Origin of the sequence: Paraburkholderia silviterrae (assembly GCF_004353915.1) — a bacterium.
In the GTDB taxonomy this organism is placed as follows: Bacteria; Pseudomonadota; Gammaproteobacteria; order Burkholderiales; family Burkholderiaceae; genus Paraburkholderia; species Paraburkholderia silviterrae.
The window spans coordinates 86,406-100,947 of the sequence record NZ_SMRP01000016.1 but is presented as its reverse complement, the minus strand read 5'-3'; the positions used below and the strand labels follow the sequence as shown (position 1 = coordinate 100,947).

13 protein-coding genes are annotated in these 14,542 nt (G+C 64.4%); 3 read left to right on the top strand and 10 right to left on the bottom strand.

The genetic code is table 11. The annotated features are described in order from the left end of the window. Window positions 1-49 precede the first annotated feature (49 nt). From EYW47_RS26485 to EYW47_RS26460, 6 genes are all read right to left on the bottom strand, one after another. Entirely contained in the window at window positions 50-916 is an 867-nt protein-coding gene (locus EYW47_RS26485) for a proteasome-type protease (RefSeq protein ID WP_133197802.1), read from the bottom strand. Window positions 917-1,018: 102 nt separating this feature from the next. Next, window positions 1,019-1,819, bottom strand: coding sequence for a transglutaminase family protein (locus EYW47_RS26480; protein WP_133197801.1), 801 nt, complete (start codon window positions 1,817-1,819; stop codon window positions 1,019-1,021). A gap of 52 nt (window positions 1,820-1,871) precedes the next feature. Then, the gene (locus EYW47_RS26475; protein WP_133197800.1) at window positions 1,872-2,825 is read right to left on the bottom strand and encodes an alpha-E domain-containing protein; all 954 of its coding nucleotides are present in this window, start codon (window positions 2,823-2,825) and stop codon (window positions 1,872-1,874) included. A gap of 46 nt (window positions 2,826-2,871) precedes the next feature. Continuing rightward, window positions 2,872-4,278 (bottom strand): circularly permuted type 2 ATP-grasp protein, encoded by a 1,407-nt coding sequence (locus EYW47_RS26470; protein WP_133197870.1) that lies wholly within the window; start codon window positions 4,276-4,278, stop codon window positions 2,872-2,874. A gap of 318 nt (window positions 4,279-4,596) precedes the next feature. Further along, window positions 4,597-6,075, bottom strand: coding sequence for a glycosyltransferase family 2 protein (locus tag EYW47_RS26465; protein WP_133197799.1), 1,479 nt, complete (start codon window positions 6,073-6,075; stop codon window positions 4,597-4,599). A 20-nt stretch (window positions 6,076-6,095) separates the two neighbouring features. After that, window positions 6,096-6,671 (bottom strand): cytochrome b, encoded by a 576-nt coding sequence (locus tag EYW47_RS26460; protein WP_133197869.1) that lies wholly within the window; start codon window positions 6,669-6,671, stop codon window positions 6,096-6,098. A gap of 716 nt (window positions 6,672-7,387) precedes the next feature. On the opposite strand from EYW47_RS26460, the gene phaP reads away from it, so the two are divergent. Continuing rightward, the gene (gene phaP, locus EYW47_RS26455; protein ID WP_133197798.1) at window positions 7,388-7,948 is read left to right on the top strand and encodes a TIGR01841 family phasin; all 561 of its coding nucleotides are present in this window, start codon (window positions 7,388-7,390) and stop codon (window positions 7,946-7,948) included. Between the two features lie 121 nt (window positions 7,949-8,069). Here the strand turns inward: phaP and EYW47_RS26450 are convergent, their stop codons facing one another. The 4 genes from EYW47_RS26450 to EYW47_RS26435 form a co-directional block, all read right to left on the bottom strand. Further along, entirely contained in the window at window positions 8,070-9,188 is a 1,119-nt protein-coding gene (locus tag EYW47_RS26450; protein ID WP_240763932.1) for an alpha/beta hydrolase, read from the bottom strand. Between the two features lie 117 nt (window positions 9,189-9,305). After that, a complete protein-coding gene (locus EYW47_RS26445; RefSeq protein WP_133197797.1) occupies window positions 9,306-9,995 on the bottom strand; it encodes a FadR/GntR family transcriptional regulator in 690 nt (229 codons plus the stop codon). A gap of 123 nt (window positions 9,996-10,118) precedes the next feature. Continuing rightward, the gene (locus tag EYW47_RS26440; protein ID WP_133197796.1) at window positions 10,119-11,051 is read right to left on the bottom strand and encodes an aldose epimerase family protein; all 933 of its coding nucleotides are present in this window, start codon (window positions 11,049-11,051) and stop codon (window positions 10,119-10,121) included. A gap of 66 nt (window positions 11,052-11,117) precedes the next feature. Continuing rightward, on the bottom strand, window positions 11,118-11,852 hold the full coding sequence (locus EYW47_RS26435; RefSeq protein WP_133197795.1) for a ribonuclease activity regulator RraA: 735 nt from the start codon (window positions 11,850-11,852) through the stop codon (window positions 11,118-11,120). A 386-nt stretch (window positions 11,853-12,238) separates the two neighbouring features. Here EYW47_RS26435 and EYW47_RS26430 point away from each other — a divergent pair, with 386 nt between their 5' ends. Further along, entirely contained in the window at window positions 12,239-13,558 is a 1,320-nt protein-coding gene (locus EYW47_RS26430; RefSeq protein WP_377785361.1) for an MFS transporter, read from the top strand. A 73-nt stretch (window positions 13,559-13,631) separates the two neighbouring features. Then, window positions 13,632-14,456 carry an NAD-dependent epimerase/dehydratase family protein gene (locus EYW47_RS26425; RefSeq protein ID WP_133197794.1) on the top strand — a complete coding sequence of 275 codons (825 nt, stop codon included), beginning with the start codon at window positions 13,632-13,634 and terminating at the stop codon, window positions 14,454-14,456. Window positions 14,457-14,542 lie beyond the last annotated feature (86 nt).

The window sequence follows — 14,542 nt, the reverse complement described above, 5'->3', positions numbered from 1 at the left end:
TGTGCGGTCGAGAAACGCGCCATGCGCGCCTCGCAGGAGGATACCGCGCTCAGGCGTCGCGCGGCGGTATCGTCGGCTCAGGCCCTTGCGCGAGCGTCTGCGTGGGACGCGGCTCGTCATTCGGGCCCGCGTTCGGCGCATGAGGCGCCGCCGGAAAGTCCGCGCGCTCATGGCGCGGTGCGTTGCCGTTGTCGGTCCACAGCGGATCGGGAATCTCGCCGAACACCTGGCGCAAGCGTTCGCCCCATGTCGAGTGAAGCATCTGGAAATAGGCGTTCGAATGGTCGAGCGAGGCGTAGCGCGTCACGCGCAGCGTGTCGCGTTCATACACGAGCAGATCGAGCGGCAGGCCCACCGACAGGTTGGAGCGCAGCGTCGAGTCCATTGAAATGAGCGCGCATTTGGCAGCCTCGCCAAGCGGCGTGCGCGGCGTGAGCACGCGGTCGATGATCGGCTTGCCATATTTCGATTCGCCGATCTGGAAGTACGGATTGACGCTCGAGGTCTCGATGAAATTGCCCGCCGCGTAGATCTGGAAAACCCGCATGGGCTGCCCGCGCATCTGGCCGCCCAGAATGAAGCTGCAGTTGAATTCGACATTGAAACGCTTGAGTGCCTCGGCGTCGCGCCGATGCACTTCCCGCACCGCCTCGCCCACGATGCGCGCGGCCTCGACCATGCTCGATGCGTTCCAGAGCGTGGTCCGGGCGGGATCCTGCTGCTCGGTGAGCTCCTGGAGCGTGGCTTGGGTGATCGCGAGATTGCCGGCCACGAGCAGCACCAGCACGCGCTCGCCGGGCTCCTCGAACACCGCCATCTTGCGCGATGTGCTGATGTGATCCACGCCCGCATTGGTGCGCGTATCCGAAAGGAAAACGAGTCCCTCCTCCACCGCCATCGCCACGCAGTACGTCATGATCCTGGTTCGCCTCGTGTCGTGAAGCACCGATTCTCGCATGCGCCACGCCAGTGTTGCGCATGCGAAACCGATACTGTCCCCGTTGTTATAGCGAGAAAACTATTGCTGAGCGCCTTGCGCGCTGACCTTCACGCTGACGTCGAGCGTTTCGCTCGAGCCGCCAATGCGCCGCCCGCGCACCGGCGCGGCCGCCTCGTAATCGCGCCCCACCGCAATCCGGCAATATTTCTCGCTTGCGAAACAGGCGTGCGTCACGTCCACGGTGACCCAGCCGTTGTCGAGCCAGACATCAACCCACGCGTGACTCGCCATCTCCGGCACATCGCCGGGATCGAAGTAGCCGCTCACATAGCGTGCTGGCACACCGCGCGCGCGGCACAAGGCCAGCATCACATGCGCGTGATCCTGGCAGACGCCGCGGCCCAGTGCGAACACGTCGGCGGCCGTGTGCGCCACGTCGGTCACGCCGGACTCGTACTGCACGCGCTGCGTGATGCGCGCTGCGGCGTCGAGAATCGCGGCCGTGTCGTCGAGCGGCGCAAGGCTGTGGGCGAATTCCGTGAGCGCCTCGTCCGCCTCCGTGAGGCGCGTGGCCAAGGTGAAGTGATGCGTGGGGATCGGCCCCTCGCCCTCCGGCAATCGCCCGTCGGCGAGCGGGATGGTCTCCACTTCCCCGCGCACACGCAGGCGGATCTCCTTGTGCTGGCGCGATATCACCAGCGTCATGAGCGCATTGCCGTACGCGTCGCGGCTCGTTTCGAGCTTGCCGGGCGCATCCACATGCCATTGCGTAACGATCTGTGCAGGCGTCGTGAGCGGCGCGAGGCGCAGTTGCTGGATCGAGTAATGCACCGGCGCTGCGTAGCGGTACACGGTGTCGTGGCGAATTGCGAGCTGCATGGCGAATTTCCTTCAGCGAAACGATCTGGATATCGAACTATGCACATTCACGCTAGCCGACTGGCAGCATCAGATAGGTGCGCGCTACCTGATTGCCGAGCTCGTAGACGCGCACAAGGAACTGCGTGAGGAACGTATGCACGCCCACCGAAAATATCTGCCGGAGGTCCGAATAAAGGAGCTCTGCTCGCAGCTTGCCGGCCGCGCGCTCGACCTCGCGCGATGCATCGGTGCGCAGCAACGCGAGATTCGCACAGACGCCCTCCATTGAGGCGAGCAGCGATCGCGGCATCTGCTGGTTGAGAATCAGCAGCTCGACCACGCGCGCGGGCGTCACCACGTCGCGATACACCTTGCGGTAGATTTCGAGCGCGGACACTGAGCTCAGGATCGAGGTCCAGTAGTAAAAATCCTCGAGCTGTCGCGCGGCGGAGCGTGAATCCGGCCGTTCGACCTCCATGAAACGCACGTCCAGAATGCGTGCCGTATTGTCCGCCCGTTCGAGGAAGGTTCCGAGCTGCGTGAAATACAACGCGTCGTCCTGCAGTGCGGTGCCGACCCGAACGCCGCGAGAAAGATGCGAGCGGAATTTCACCCACTCGAACAGCGCGTCCGGGTTCGTATTGAGCTCATCCCCACCCAGACGCCCGGCAAATTGCAGCCACGTGTCGTTGACGGTCTCCCACCACTCGGTGGTGAGCGTGCCACGCACCGCGCGTGCATTCTCCCGTGCCGCCAGAAGGCATGAATAGATGCTGGACGCGTTGGTCGGGTCCGCCACGAGAAAGTGCAGTACGTTGCTGCGCGTTGTCTTGTCGTGGCGCGTGTCGAAGGCCGCATCGAGCTCGGATATGCGCAGCACCGCGCGATGGGTGCGCGCCTCGTCGTCGGCGTTGCCGGGCAGCAGCAGCGCCTTCAAGTTAATGTCGAGCATGCGCGCGGTATTCTCCGCGCGCTCCATATAGCGGGCCATCCAGAACAGGTGATCGGCGGTACGGCTCAGCATGGTCGCTCCTCTTCGATTCCAGCGCTCGTGGTTATCCAGGACGCGCTCATTCGAGCACCCAGGTATCTTTCGTGCCGCCGCCCTGCGACGAATTCACGACCAGCGATCCTTCGTTGAGCGCGACTCGCGTGAGCCCGCCCGCCGCGAGCTGGATCTTCTTGCCCGACAGCACGAATGGACGCAGATCGATGTGGCGCGGCGCGACGCCGGATTCCACGAAGGTTGGGCAGGCGGAAAGCGACAGCGTGGGCTGTGCGATGTAATTGGCCGGACGGGCCAGCAGCCGCGCCCGAAACGCCTCGATTTCCTCGCGCGTCGAAGCCGGGCCGACCAGCATGCCGTACCCGCCCGCCCCGTGGACTTCTTTCACGACGAGTTCGGGCAGGCGATCGAGCGTCCAGGCAAGGTCTTCGGGCCGCCGGCACTGCCACGTCGGCACGTTGTTGAGAATGGGCTTTTCCCCGAGATAGAACGCGATCATGTCCGGCACGTAAGGATAGATCGATTTGTCGTCGGCGACCCCCGTTCCCATCGCGTTTGCCAGCACGACACGACCGGCGCGATACGCCGTGAGCAGCCCCGGCACGCCGAGCGCCGAGTCCGCACGAAACGCGAGCGGGTCGAGGAAGTCGTCGTCCAGACGGCGATAGATGACGTCCACGCGCCGCGGCCCCTGCGTCGTTCGCATGAATACGTAGTTATCCTCTACGAATAGATCGCTGCCCTCGACAAGCTCGACACCCATTTCCTGGGCCAGAAACGTATGCTCGAAATACGCGGAGTTGTACATGCCCGGCGTGAGCAGCACGACGACGGGATCGTCCACGCCATCGGGCGCGCACGAGCGCAGCGTCTCGAGCAGCAAGTCGGGGTAATGCGCGACGGGCGCCACCTTGTGCTGGACGAACAGCTCGGGAAAGAGCCGCATCATCATCTTGCGGTTCTCCAGCATGTAAGAGACGCCGGAAGGCACGCGCAGATTGTCTTCGAGCACGTAGAACGCGCCGTCGCGGCCATCGCGCACGATGTCGATCCCCGCGATGTGCGCATAGACGCCCAGCGGCAGATCGATGCCCTGCATCTCGGGCCGATACTGTGCGTTGGTGTAGACCTGCTCTGCAGGAATCACGCCGGCGCGCACGATATTGCGCTCGTGATAGACGTCATGAAGAAAGAGGTTCAGCGCCTGCACGCGTTGGCGCAAGCCGCGCTCGAGCAGCGCCCACTCGTCGGCGGGAATGATCCGGGGAATCAGATCGAACGGAATCAGCCGCTCGGTCCCCGACAGGTCGCCGTTGACTGCGAAGGTGATGCCGACACGTCTGAACAGCAGGTCTGCTTCGGCGCGCTTGCGCGCCATGGTCTCGCTGGTCTGCCGCTCCAGCCAGTGCTGGAAACGTTCGTAGTGAGGGCGCACCGCGCCCTCGTCGCGCATTTCGTCATGGACTTGCATCGGCTCGTTCTCGCGCGTAGATGCAGCGACGCTTCCTGCGCGCATGAGCTTCTCGTCATGCGCGGCGCGCTGCGGTACGAGCTAAAAAGCAAGCTGTATGCCATCCGCAGACCGCATATTGCGCGCATTAATGGTGCAAGGCGCCATGCACCACCGGGTTGCGCGCGGGCGACAAGCGCCGCCGAACTGCCGCTTGCCTCATCATAGTGCATCTTCGGCGCACGCCGATGGTCATGCATGAACCCGATCACCGGGACATCGGCTTAGGTCTGACCTTTCACCTGCAAACGCCGCGCGCGCGAGCAGCCAGAACGAGACTCAGCGCGACTGAGCCGCTGCCCCGCGCCCCCGGGTTGCGCCGAGGCCGGTGCGCTGCTGCACGCCCCACTTGCGGCGCCCGAGCAGGAAATGCAGCCAGCCGAGCGCGGCGCCGGCGTGACGCATCAACTGGAACGAGAATGGCTCGAAGATTGCCGCGAGCAACGCCATGCCGAAGCTCGAGCTTGTGCGGTCCCCGCTCCAGCGCCGGTACAGGTGCACCGAAAACAAATGGAAGGCGAGGTCGATCGCGATTTTCCCGACGATTACCGCGAGCACCGGCAGCACGATCGTGAACCGCCCGTCGAAGAGGAAGCCGAGCAACAGCGCGAACGCCGTGAGGCCGTATATCGGCTGCACGGTGTCGAACGCCTTCACCGGCAGCATCATGAGGCCAAGCTTGCCGTAGCGGCGATTGCCGGTCATGTCGCGATACCAGTACTGGGTTTGCAAAAAGCCCGCAAACCAGCGGCGGCGCTGCCGCAGGAAGCTGGCGAGCGTGCCGGGCGCGTCGGTGCGCGCGCGGGCGGCGCCGATCACGCGCACGTCCCAGCCGAGCGCCTGGCGTGCCGAATGGCGCCGCAGACGGTGAATCAATTCGTAATCCTCTACAAGGCATTGCGGATCGAAGCCGCCCACCGCCATCACCGCTTCGCGCCGGAAGGCGGCGAACGCACCGGAGACAAGCAGCAGACTGTCCGCGCGCATCCAGGCAAAACGCGAGATGAAATTGCGAATGTATTCGTAGGTCTGGAACCACTGAAAAAAGCGCCCGCTCGGCGAGGTGCCGCAGACCGGCGTGAGCAGCCCCGCCGCCGCCACGAGCGCAGGCTCGCGGCCAAACGCGTCGACCATCGCGGCGCAGGCATCGGGTTCGAGCAGCGTGTCGGCATCGACCGTCATCACAGCGTCGGTTTCCATCATGCCGAGCGCCGCGTTCAGTGCGCGCGCCTTGCCGCCGTGCGGCAGCTTCAGCCAGCGCAGGCCCGGATAGTCGGGTGAAGGCATGCTCAGGCGCCCTTCGCCCGGATCGGACAGTCCGTAACGCCCTGCGAGCAGCGCTGAGGTGCCATCGATCGAGCCGTCGTCGGCGATCACGATCTGCTGCGGGGCGCGAGTCTGCGCGAACAGCGCGTCGAGCGTGATCGGCAGCACAGCCGCTTCGTTGTGCGCGGCAACGATCACGCCGAGCGTCGGCGTCGGCTGCGAAGCTGGCAGCGCCGTCGCAGCCACCGGGCCGGCAGGATGCAGCAGCACGCGCGCCTGCCAGGCCACGAATACGAGCAGCAGCGTGTCGTAGATCACATAGGCAATGCCGGTCGACCACGCGACCACGCCTTGGAGATAGAACGCGCGTGCAAACAAGATGCCCCAAAGCACCATGACACCTAGATGAATCGCGATGCTGGCAAGCGGCGTTCGCACCGGCGCGAGGCGCGGCGACGTGCGTGCGAGCACCTGGTCGAGCGAGTCGTTCAAGACAATCCTTTTTTTGGCGTTCACGGCATCATCCGGCGCAGCACCGAATGACGATCAACCCACTGATGCTTCAGCGCGCCGGCGACATGCAGCGCAAGCACGCCGTACAGCGCGTAGCTGCACGCCGTGTGCAGCGCGCCGAACTGATCGTGCAGCTGGTTCTTGATCGCCGGATCGAGATTCATGATGAAGCCGATGCGCGGCCACTGAAAGAGGCCGAACAGATACATAGGATGCGACGCGGCGGCCACCCAGGCCGAGTCGTGCAACCAGCCGGAGAGCGGCATCGCGAAGATGAGCACGTATAGCGCGATGTGCGCGGCGTGCGCCGCCGTGCGCTCCCATGAAGGGAACTCGGCGGGCAGCGGCGGCGGCCGATGCGTGAGGCGCCATAGCACGCGCAGGATCGCGAGGCCCAGCACGGCAATGCCGATGGATTTGTGCGTATCGATGACAAAGCGGATCGACTCGTCGGAAAGCGTGCCGTCGGGCAACAGCGCGGCAGTCAGGCCGAGCGCGACGTTAGTGAGGATCAGCAAGGCAATCGCCCAGTGCAACAGCACCGCGACACGCGTGTATTTCTGCGCGGTGGCCATCGTTTCGAAACCGGGTTTAGCGGAAAGGGAAGTTTTCACGTGAGCGTGCCGTAGCGTTTCAGTTTGGGATAACGCGCCGCGCGGCAGATTTATTCCCTCGCGCGCAACAAGGACTGCACAGAGCGCAGGGAACGCGCATGGATCGGTAAGCCACCGGCATGACCACCGGCATGACGCAAGGCGCTGCCCGCACGGCGATCCGCGCATTATGCGCCCTCGCCTCGCGCCGCGCAGAAGCCAGCCGGAGATGCCCTCAGGCGTATAAATGCCGGAACGGTGCATATGCATCGATCCAGCTCCCTGACTAGTTTGTGCACTCAACCAGGCAGCGCCTGAGCGGTGCGGCGCTCGCGCACGCAATATTTCCGCGCGGGACCCGTGCCGATCGCGCATGGGCGATACCCGGCGCCAAATCCAATGCAATTGCGCCAGGAAAAACCCGGAACTCGGCGCGCGATTCATGCGTTTCGCATAGGAAATCCCGTGCGCCGCAAGATGCTTTCAGGAAGCCTTCGCTTTATCTCGATTTCCCGATGCGAATCAAGTGCTTACTGAATTGATGCAGCGCACAAAAATTCTCTTGACACGACTTTCTTTTGAGATATCATGAAGTCGATTGCTGCATCGCACCAATACGCGAACCGGTGATCGACAGAAAGTTTTCTTTTTTTCGTAACGGAACCGACGCGTAACGGTCCACCATCAGGAACGACGACATGACTCTGCCTACCCCCGAACAATTCGCCGCAACCCAGAAAGCCGGTCTCGAAGCGCTCTTCGGTCTCACGAACAAGGCATTCGAAGGCGCGGTCAAGCTTGCCGAGCTGAACATCGAAACGGCCCGCGCCGCCATCGCCGAAGGCCAGGAACATGCCCAGCGCACGCTCTCGGCAAAGGATCCGCAAGGCTTCTTCGCCCTGCAGGCAGGCTTCACGCAGCCGGCCGCCGAGAAGGCACTGGCCTATGGCCGCAACGTCTACGCGATCGTCTCGGCCGCGCACACGGAATTCGCGCAAGCCGCACAAGGCCAGATCGAGCAGCAGCAGCAAGCCGTGCAATCGCTCATCGACAACGCAGCGAAGAACGCACCCGCTGGCTCGGAAACGGCCGTCGCGGCATTCAAGTCGGCGATCACGGCTGCGCAAGGCGCCTACGATTCGGTGAACAAGGCCGCCAGGCAAGCCGCCGAAATGGCCGAAAGCAACTTCGAAGCGGTCACCAAGGCTGCGTCGAAGGCTGCCGCTCAAGCCGCGCGTGGCGCGAAGCAAGCGGTGTAACGAGCCAGACCAACGCCCTTCGGCGTTGTCGACCGGGCGCCCGAACGGGCGTCACGGTCTGCCAGAAAGCGGGATCCGCGCGAAGCGGAGCCCGCTTTTTCTTTGCGCGCTTTCGTTTCGCTCAACCGTTGCAGCTTCCCACATCGAACATCGTCTTCACTGCACAGTGCGAAGTCAGCATGCGCGCGCCGTCATGGCCTACGCCGGGCACGATGTGAAACTCCTGATTCAGCCCCGCCTGATGACGCGTCTGCATGTAGCGAAAGAATCCTTGGGCCCGCGCGAGGCGCTGCGGCCCTTGTGCCTCAGCCGCGCAGATTTTGTCGAGTGAAACCGAGGCGGGATCATCGTCCGCGCCGCCCACGAGATAGACGATGTGCCGCTGTGCATAGCGCGCTTCGAGCTGCGCAGGCGTATGTCCGAGCATGAAGCCAGGGCGCGCCTCCATGCCGTATTTCCAGGTATCGAAGCCGGGGCAGTGTGCGGCGTCGAAGCTGGCAGGCGCTCCATCCGCACCTGGCCGCAGCGCGTCGAAATACGCATACGACGACGGGCTCGCCACGACGAAACGCACGGCGATGCCCGCTTTCGCAAGCGACTCCGGCGTTCCCGATGCGATCGCATAGCGTTGCAGCACCTGCGCACCGCCCGAGTGCCCCGCAAACACGACGGTCTCCAGGTTGGGAAAGCGTTGCTTATCGGCAAGGCGGCGTGCGATCGCATCGAGCACCGCATAGGCGCTCACCGGCGCGCCCGTCGCGGCATCGGCCCCGCCCATCCACGCGTTGCCATCCCAGCTCAGGAGCTCGGGCGGCGCGTCATGGGCCCGCGTGTCGGCGGTCGAGAGAAACTGAGGGGCAATCAGCAAGGTGCCGGCTGGATCCACGCCCGCCGCTTCGGCCTGCGCGCGTGCGCGCTGCGCCGTGCGGTAGTAGTCGTCGGCGTTGCGCAAGCGCCCGTGCAGCACGATTACCGCACGCACGATCTCCGGCTGCGGCATGCTCCAGTCCGCGCTGATGTCGAGCGCGAACTCTACGTGGCCTACGTGGCCCTGTGGGGTGTCGATCGGCATGCGGCCACTGGCAATTGCCGCGACCGTGCGCGAGTCCGCTTCAAGAGCGTGACGCGCGCAAGCCGGAGCGGCCAGCAACGCGGTGGCCAGCATCCCGGTCAGGGTGGCGAGAATTTTGGTCCTGAGCAAACGCCAATACGCGGGGCCGCAGCGCCGGTTCGAACCCATGGTGTTTCCCTTCGGAAATACGCCGCAAAAATCGTTCGAAGCGCAAGCCGCGCGACAGGATCGTTGCTGCGCGGCGCGAACCCAGCCGCGCCGCCGGTTCAGCCCGCCCTCAGTGGATCAAGAGCCGAACATGCGGCTCACCGCATGTTCGAGATGGTCGCGCATGGCCTGCGCGGCGCGCGGTACGTCGCGCGCCTGGATGGCTTCCAGCACTTCGAGGTGCTCCTGCTGCACGATGCGCTGCCGCTCGATGGATTTCACGAGCGAGAGATTGCGCGACAGATTCATGCTGAACACCATCTGCTCCTGGATGCCCGAGAGCGCGGTGATGAAGAACTGATTCTTCGAAGCGCGGGCGACGGCCATATGAAACGCGAAGTCGTCCTTCGCGCCAATGCCCGACGTTTCGACGATGGTCTGGAGGTTGTCCCATTCACGGCGGATAGCTGCGATATCGTCGTCGTCGGCCTTCTGCGCGGCGAGCGCAGCCGCCCCCGATTCGACGACCACACGGTACTCGTAGCAGCGCCGAATGTCCGACAACGTTTCGAGCGGGGCGAAGCGGCGCACGTCCGGGTCGGGCCGGCGCATGACCGTCGTTCCCGAGCCGTGGCGCGTGGCGATGATGCCATCCGCACGCAATTGCGCGAGCGCTTCGCGCACGGTGGGACGCGAGGTTGCAAAGCGTTCCGCGAGCATATGCTCGGTCGGCAGCCGCTCCCCTTCCTTGTATTCGCCTTCGATGATGCGGTTCAGGATGTCGCTGTAAATCCGCGCCGGCATGTTCGGCGCTTTCTGCTCAGCCATGGTCTGGTGCTACGCGGTGAGTTGTCAGGTATGTCACAGATTGTAAGTCATACGGCGCATGCGAGCCGCGCAACGGCCCTGCCGCGCGGCTCGCAGTGCGCTCAAGCCGGCTCGAATCGCCCTTCAATGGAGCGCGCTCACGCCGATGCGCAACGACGCCGTCTCCGTCTGTCCCGGCTCCAGCCAGCGCAGGCCGAGGCCGTTGTGAATCGCATCGGGCAGGCCGAGCCATGGCTCCACGCAATAGAAGTCCGAGTCGGGCGCGAGCGTCCACGAGGTCACGGCGTACCAGGGCACCGAGCCGGACCGGCGCAGATCGATTTCGACAGCGCGCCGCAGCGTGGGCATTTCGATGCGGACCGGCCCCGCCGGCTCGCCTTCGAGACAGTGAAACCGGTCGACGATCCGTGGGTCGTCGAATCTGTAGCGCGCGGCGCCCGCCTCCGGCGTGCTCGTTGTGCCGTCCGCCAGTTGATGCCGGTACACGTTGCGCGGCAGCACGAGTGTCGCCTCGCCGCGCTGCATATGCGGCAGGGTGAAATAGAAATGATGACCCGCGTAATACGGCATGCAGTGCTCGAGCGTATCGGCTGCTTTAGCCGCTGCCGTATTCGTCGTAATCAGCTCGACGTCGAGCGTCACTTCGTCCACGAGTCGATAAACAGCTTCGAAACGGAAGCGGAATGGATAGCCCGTGCGCGTCGCCTCGCTATCGGTCAACGTCATGCGCACACCGTCGCCTTGCGGATCGACTTGCGCCTCGAATGGCAACGTTCGCGCGAAACCATGCATGGGCACTTCGCGCACCACGCCCTGCGCGTCGCGCCATAAACCAATGCGGCCGTCCACGCGATGGCGGGCGATGAAAGGAAACAGCAGCGGGTTGCCGCCGCGCACGAGCTCGGGCTGGCTCCAGTCGGCCGCGTCGGGCCAGTGGATGATCGGCGCGCCGTGCAGATGCCATGAGAGGAGCCGCCCGCCGGCTTGCGGTGCAACCAGCAGGCGCGAACCGCCGCGCACGATTTCAATGACGTCCTGATCCTGAAACTTCGCCATTTCGTATCGGATAAAGAGAAAAATTTCGGCGCAGCCTGGCGGCTCGCTGTGCGCTCAGCTACGTACTCAACCGCGCGCTTTCTTCCATTCGGCGTAGGCGGCCAGCGTTGCCTCGTTCGGCGGATAGGTGCCGGGCAGCGCCGCGCCCGCCTCGATCCGCTCGGTGATGAAGCGCTCGAGTTCCTCCTGCTCCCACGCCGCCTGCGCCACCGTTTCGGCCAGATGGCGCGGGATCACGACCACGCCGTCGGCGTCGCCGACGATGATGTCGCCCGGATAGACGGCCACGCCGCCGCAACCGATGGGCACGTTCAGATCGACCGTGTGGTGCCGGCACAAATTGAGCGGCGCCGAGGCGCCCGCGCAGAAGACCGGCAGGCCCAGCGCGGCAATCGTCGCGCTGTCGCGCACGGGGCCGTCCGACACCATGCCCGCCACGCCGCGCACGCGCATGCGCGTGGCGAGGATCGAGCCCATCGACGCCGCGTCGGTCACGCCGCGGCAGTCCTGCACGAGGACGGCGCCGGCCGGCACGGTCTCGACGCCCTTGCGCTGCGGATGCTCAGGGTTCTGGAACGCGCTCAGTTGATCGAGGTCTTCGCGCGCCGGGATGTTGCGCATCGTGAAGGCCGGGCCGACGAGATTGGGGGCGCCGGACGCCGGGGCCGCGAGCGGCTTCACGCCCTGCACGAAGACGTTGCGCAGCCCGTGCTTGAAGAGCTGGGTGGTCAAGGTCGCGGTGGAAACATGGCGCAGTTGTTCGAGGGCTTGTTCGCTGACGGCAATGGCAGGTGAATTCATCGTCTCTCGTCCAGTTTTGGGGTGCGCGGTGCCGCGCAGGCGGGCGGCTCGATATCTGTCGAGCGCAATGTCGGCATTGTTGTAATACAACAAGAAAATTGTCAACCAGCCCGATGCGTCTCGGTTGCGGGCCAGTCATCCGACAACCCAGCTCGGCCAGAAGACGCGAACACGATGGACCTTGCGCAGCCCCGCCCACCACGGTTCGAGGAACGGCGGAGCCGGGCGAGGCGCAATACGCCTGGGGAAATCCCCAGCGCGGCAATATTTGCTTTACAACTTTGGCGCAAATAGAATGATGTCTTACATGACGAGCCCGATACGGAGCCGTCCCGGCCAGACAAAGCGCGCCGGCAAATGAATGATGGGCGCACAGGAGACGAGCAGTGCAACGAAAGACTATCAAGGGACTTCGGTGGTGGATCATCGGCCTCATCATGATCGGCACGATTTTCAACTATCTCGCGCGCAGTTCGCTTTCCGTGGCGGCGCCCACGCTCACCGAAACGCTCCACATGTCCACGCAGCAGTACTCATACGTGGTCACCGCCTTCCAGGCCTGCTATGCACTCGCGCAGCCGATCGCCGGCTTCGTGCTCGACTCCGTGGGCGTGAAGATCGGCTTCGCCATCTTCGCGTTCGGCTGGGCCGTCGCCAATATGTTGCATGGCCTCGCTTCCAGCTGGCCCGCGCTCGCGTTCTTCCGCGGCCTGCTCGGCATGAGCGAAGCCGCGATCTTCCCCGCCGGCATGAAGGCCATCAGCCAGTGGTTTCCAGCCAGTGAGCGCTCGGTCGCCACCGGCTGGCTGAACACCGGCACCTCGATTGGCGCGATGATCGCCCCGCCGCTCGTGGTCTGGTGCATTCTTAAGTACAACTGGCAATTTGCGTTCGTGCTGACCGGCGGCGTCGCGCTGACCTGGGTGGCCCTGTGGCTCGTGTTTTTCCGCACGCCGGCCGAACATTCGATGCTCTCGCAGGAAGAAGCCGAATACATCCGCGCAGGCCAGGACGCGTCGCAACAGAGCACCGCGGGCAAGCGCCCGTCGTGGAAGGAAGTGCTCAAGCAGCGCCGCTTCTGGGGCATCGGCATCCCGCGCATGCTCGCCGAGCCGGCGTGGCAGACCTTCGGCGCGTGGATTCCGCTCTACATGGTCACCGTGCGCCACATGAACCTGAAGGAAATCGCGCTGTTCGCGTGGATGCCGTTCCTCGCCGCCGACCTCGGCTGCCTGGTCGGCGGCTACCTCGCACCGCTGTTCATACGCTGGTTCGGCTGCTCGCTCATTACGTCGCGCAAGCTCGTCATCACGACCGGCGCGCTGCTGATGGTGGGACCGGCCTGCGTGGGCCTCGTCGCGAGCCCGTATGCCGCCATCGCGCTGTTCTGCGTCGGCACCTTCGCACACCAGACCATTTCGGGCGCCCTGTTCACGCTCGCCTCCGACGTCTTCGGCCAGCACGAAGTGGCCACGGCCACGGGCCTTTCGGGCATGTTCGGCTATCTTGGCGCGACGGTGTTCTCGCTCATCGTCGGTGCGCTGGCGAGCACGATCGGCTATAACCCCTTGTTCGTGTGCCTGATGCTGTTCGACTTGATCGGCGCCGTCGTCGCCTGGCGGCTGATCTCGAATCAGCACAAGGACAACGAACAGAATCACGCGGTTCGCGCCGCGCTCGAGCCGGCGCAGAACGTGCAAGCCTGACCCGTTCATCGGCCGGCGCCCCATGGAAATGCGGGCACCGGCTTTCGGCGTTTTTATGTGAGGTAACCCCACTGTGAAGAAAGTTGCATTGTCCGGCGCGGCTGGCCAGCTCGGCACCGTCTTGCGCAAGGGCCTGCTCGAACGCGGCGTGAACCTGCGCTCGGCGGCCGGCTCGAAGCCGCTCGAACCGCTCGTGGCCGGCGAAGATGTCATGCACGGCGACCTGCGCGACCCCGCAGTGGTCGACCGTCTGCTCGAAGGCGTCGACGTGCTGATCCACATGGCCGGCACGAGCGTCGAGCGCCCGCTTCCCGAGATCATCGAAAACAACCTGCGCGGGCTCGTCGAAATCTACGAAGGCGCGCGCCGCCACGGCACGCAGCGCATCCTGTTCGCGAGCTCGAATCACGCGATCGGCATGTATCCGGTGGAGGACAAGCTCACGCTCGACTGCGCGTTTCGCCCCGACGGCTTCTACGGACTCAGCAAGGCCTGGGGCGAATCGCTCGCGCGGCTCTACTGGGACAAGCATGGCATCGAGACCGTGAACGTGCGCATCGGCAGTTGCCTGCCCAAGCCCACGGAGTTTCGTCACCTGAGCACCTGGTTCGGCCACGAGGATCTGTTCCATCTCGTCGATCGCGTGATCAACGTGGAGTCGATCGGCTTCGCGCTCGTGTGGGGCGTGTCGAACAATACGCGCAGCTATTGGGTGCAAAGCGGCGCGAATGATGATGCCGTGCGCCTCGGTTTCAAGCCGCAGCAGAATGCCGAAGACTATGCGGCTGAGATTCTCGCCAAAGAGAATCCGCTCGATGCGCTTGCGCAACTCTATCAGGGCGGCAGTTTCGCGAGCATCGATTTCACGCCGGAGGATGAGCGCGGCAAAAAGGCGTGACGGCCGTTCTTGCCTGAACGCCTTGCGAAAGCTCTTCGCGACGCATACAAAAAAGCGCCCACATGGCGCTTTTTTTACGCATGCCG

Excerpts from the sequence above, each read along its gene's own strand:
- EYW47_RS26450 (WP_240763932.1), bottom strand. The coding sequence starts at position 9,188 with ATGGGTTCGAACCGGCGCTGCGGCCCCGCGTATTGGCGTTTGCTCAGG.
- EYW47_RS26485 (WP_133197802.1), bottom strand. The coding sequence starts at position 916 with ATGACGTACTGCGTGGCGATGGCGGTGGAGGAGGGACTCGTTTTCCTT.
- EYW47_RS26475 (WP_133197800.1), bottom strand. The coding sequence starts at position 2,825 with ATGCTGAGCCGTACCGCCGATCACCTGTTCTGGATGGCCCGCTATATG.
- EYW47_RS26440 (WP_133197796.1), bottom strand. The coding sequence starts at position 11,051 with ATGGCGAAGTTTCAGGATCAGGACGTCATTGAAATCGTGCGCGGCGGT.
- EYW47_RS26445 (WP_133197797.1), bottom strand. The coding sequence starts at position 9,995 with ATGGCTGAGCAGAAAGCGCCGAACATGCCGGCGCGGATTTACAGCGAC.
- EYW47_RS26470 (WP_133197870.1), bottom strand. The coding sequence starts at position 4,278 with ATGCAAGTCCATGACGAAATGCGCGACGAGGGCGCGGTGCGCCCTCAC.
- EYW47_RS26480 (WP_133197801.1), bottom strand. The coding sequence starts at position 1,819 with ATGCAGCTCGCAATTCGCCACGACACCGTGTACCGCTACGCAGCGCCG.
- phaP (WP_133197798.1), top strand. The coding sequence starts at position 7,388 with ATGACTCTGCCTACCCCCGAACAATTCGCCGCAACCCAGAAAGCCGGT.
- EYW47_RS26435 (WP_133197795.1), bottom strand. The coding sequence starts at position 11,852 with ATGAATTCACCTGCCATTGCCGTCAGCGAACAAGCCCTCGAACAACTG.
- EYW47_RS26460 (WP_133197869.1), bottom strand. The coding sequence starts at position 6,671 with ATGGCCACCGCGCAGAAATACACGCGTGTCGCGGTGCTGTTGCACTGG.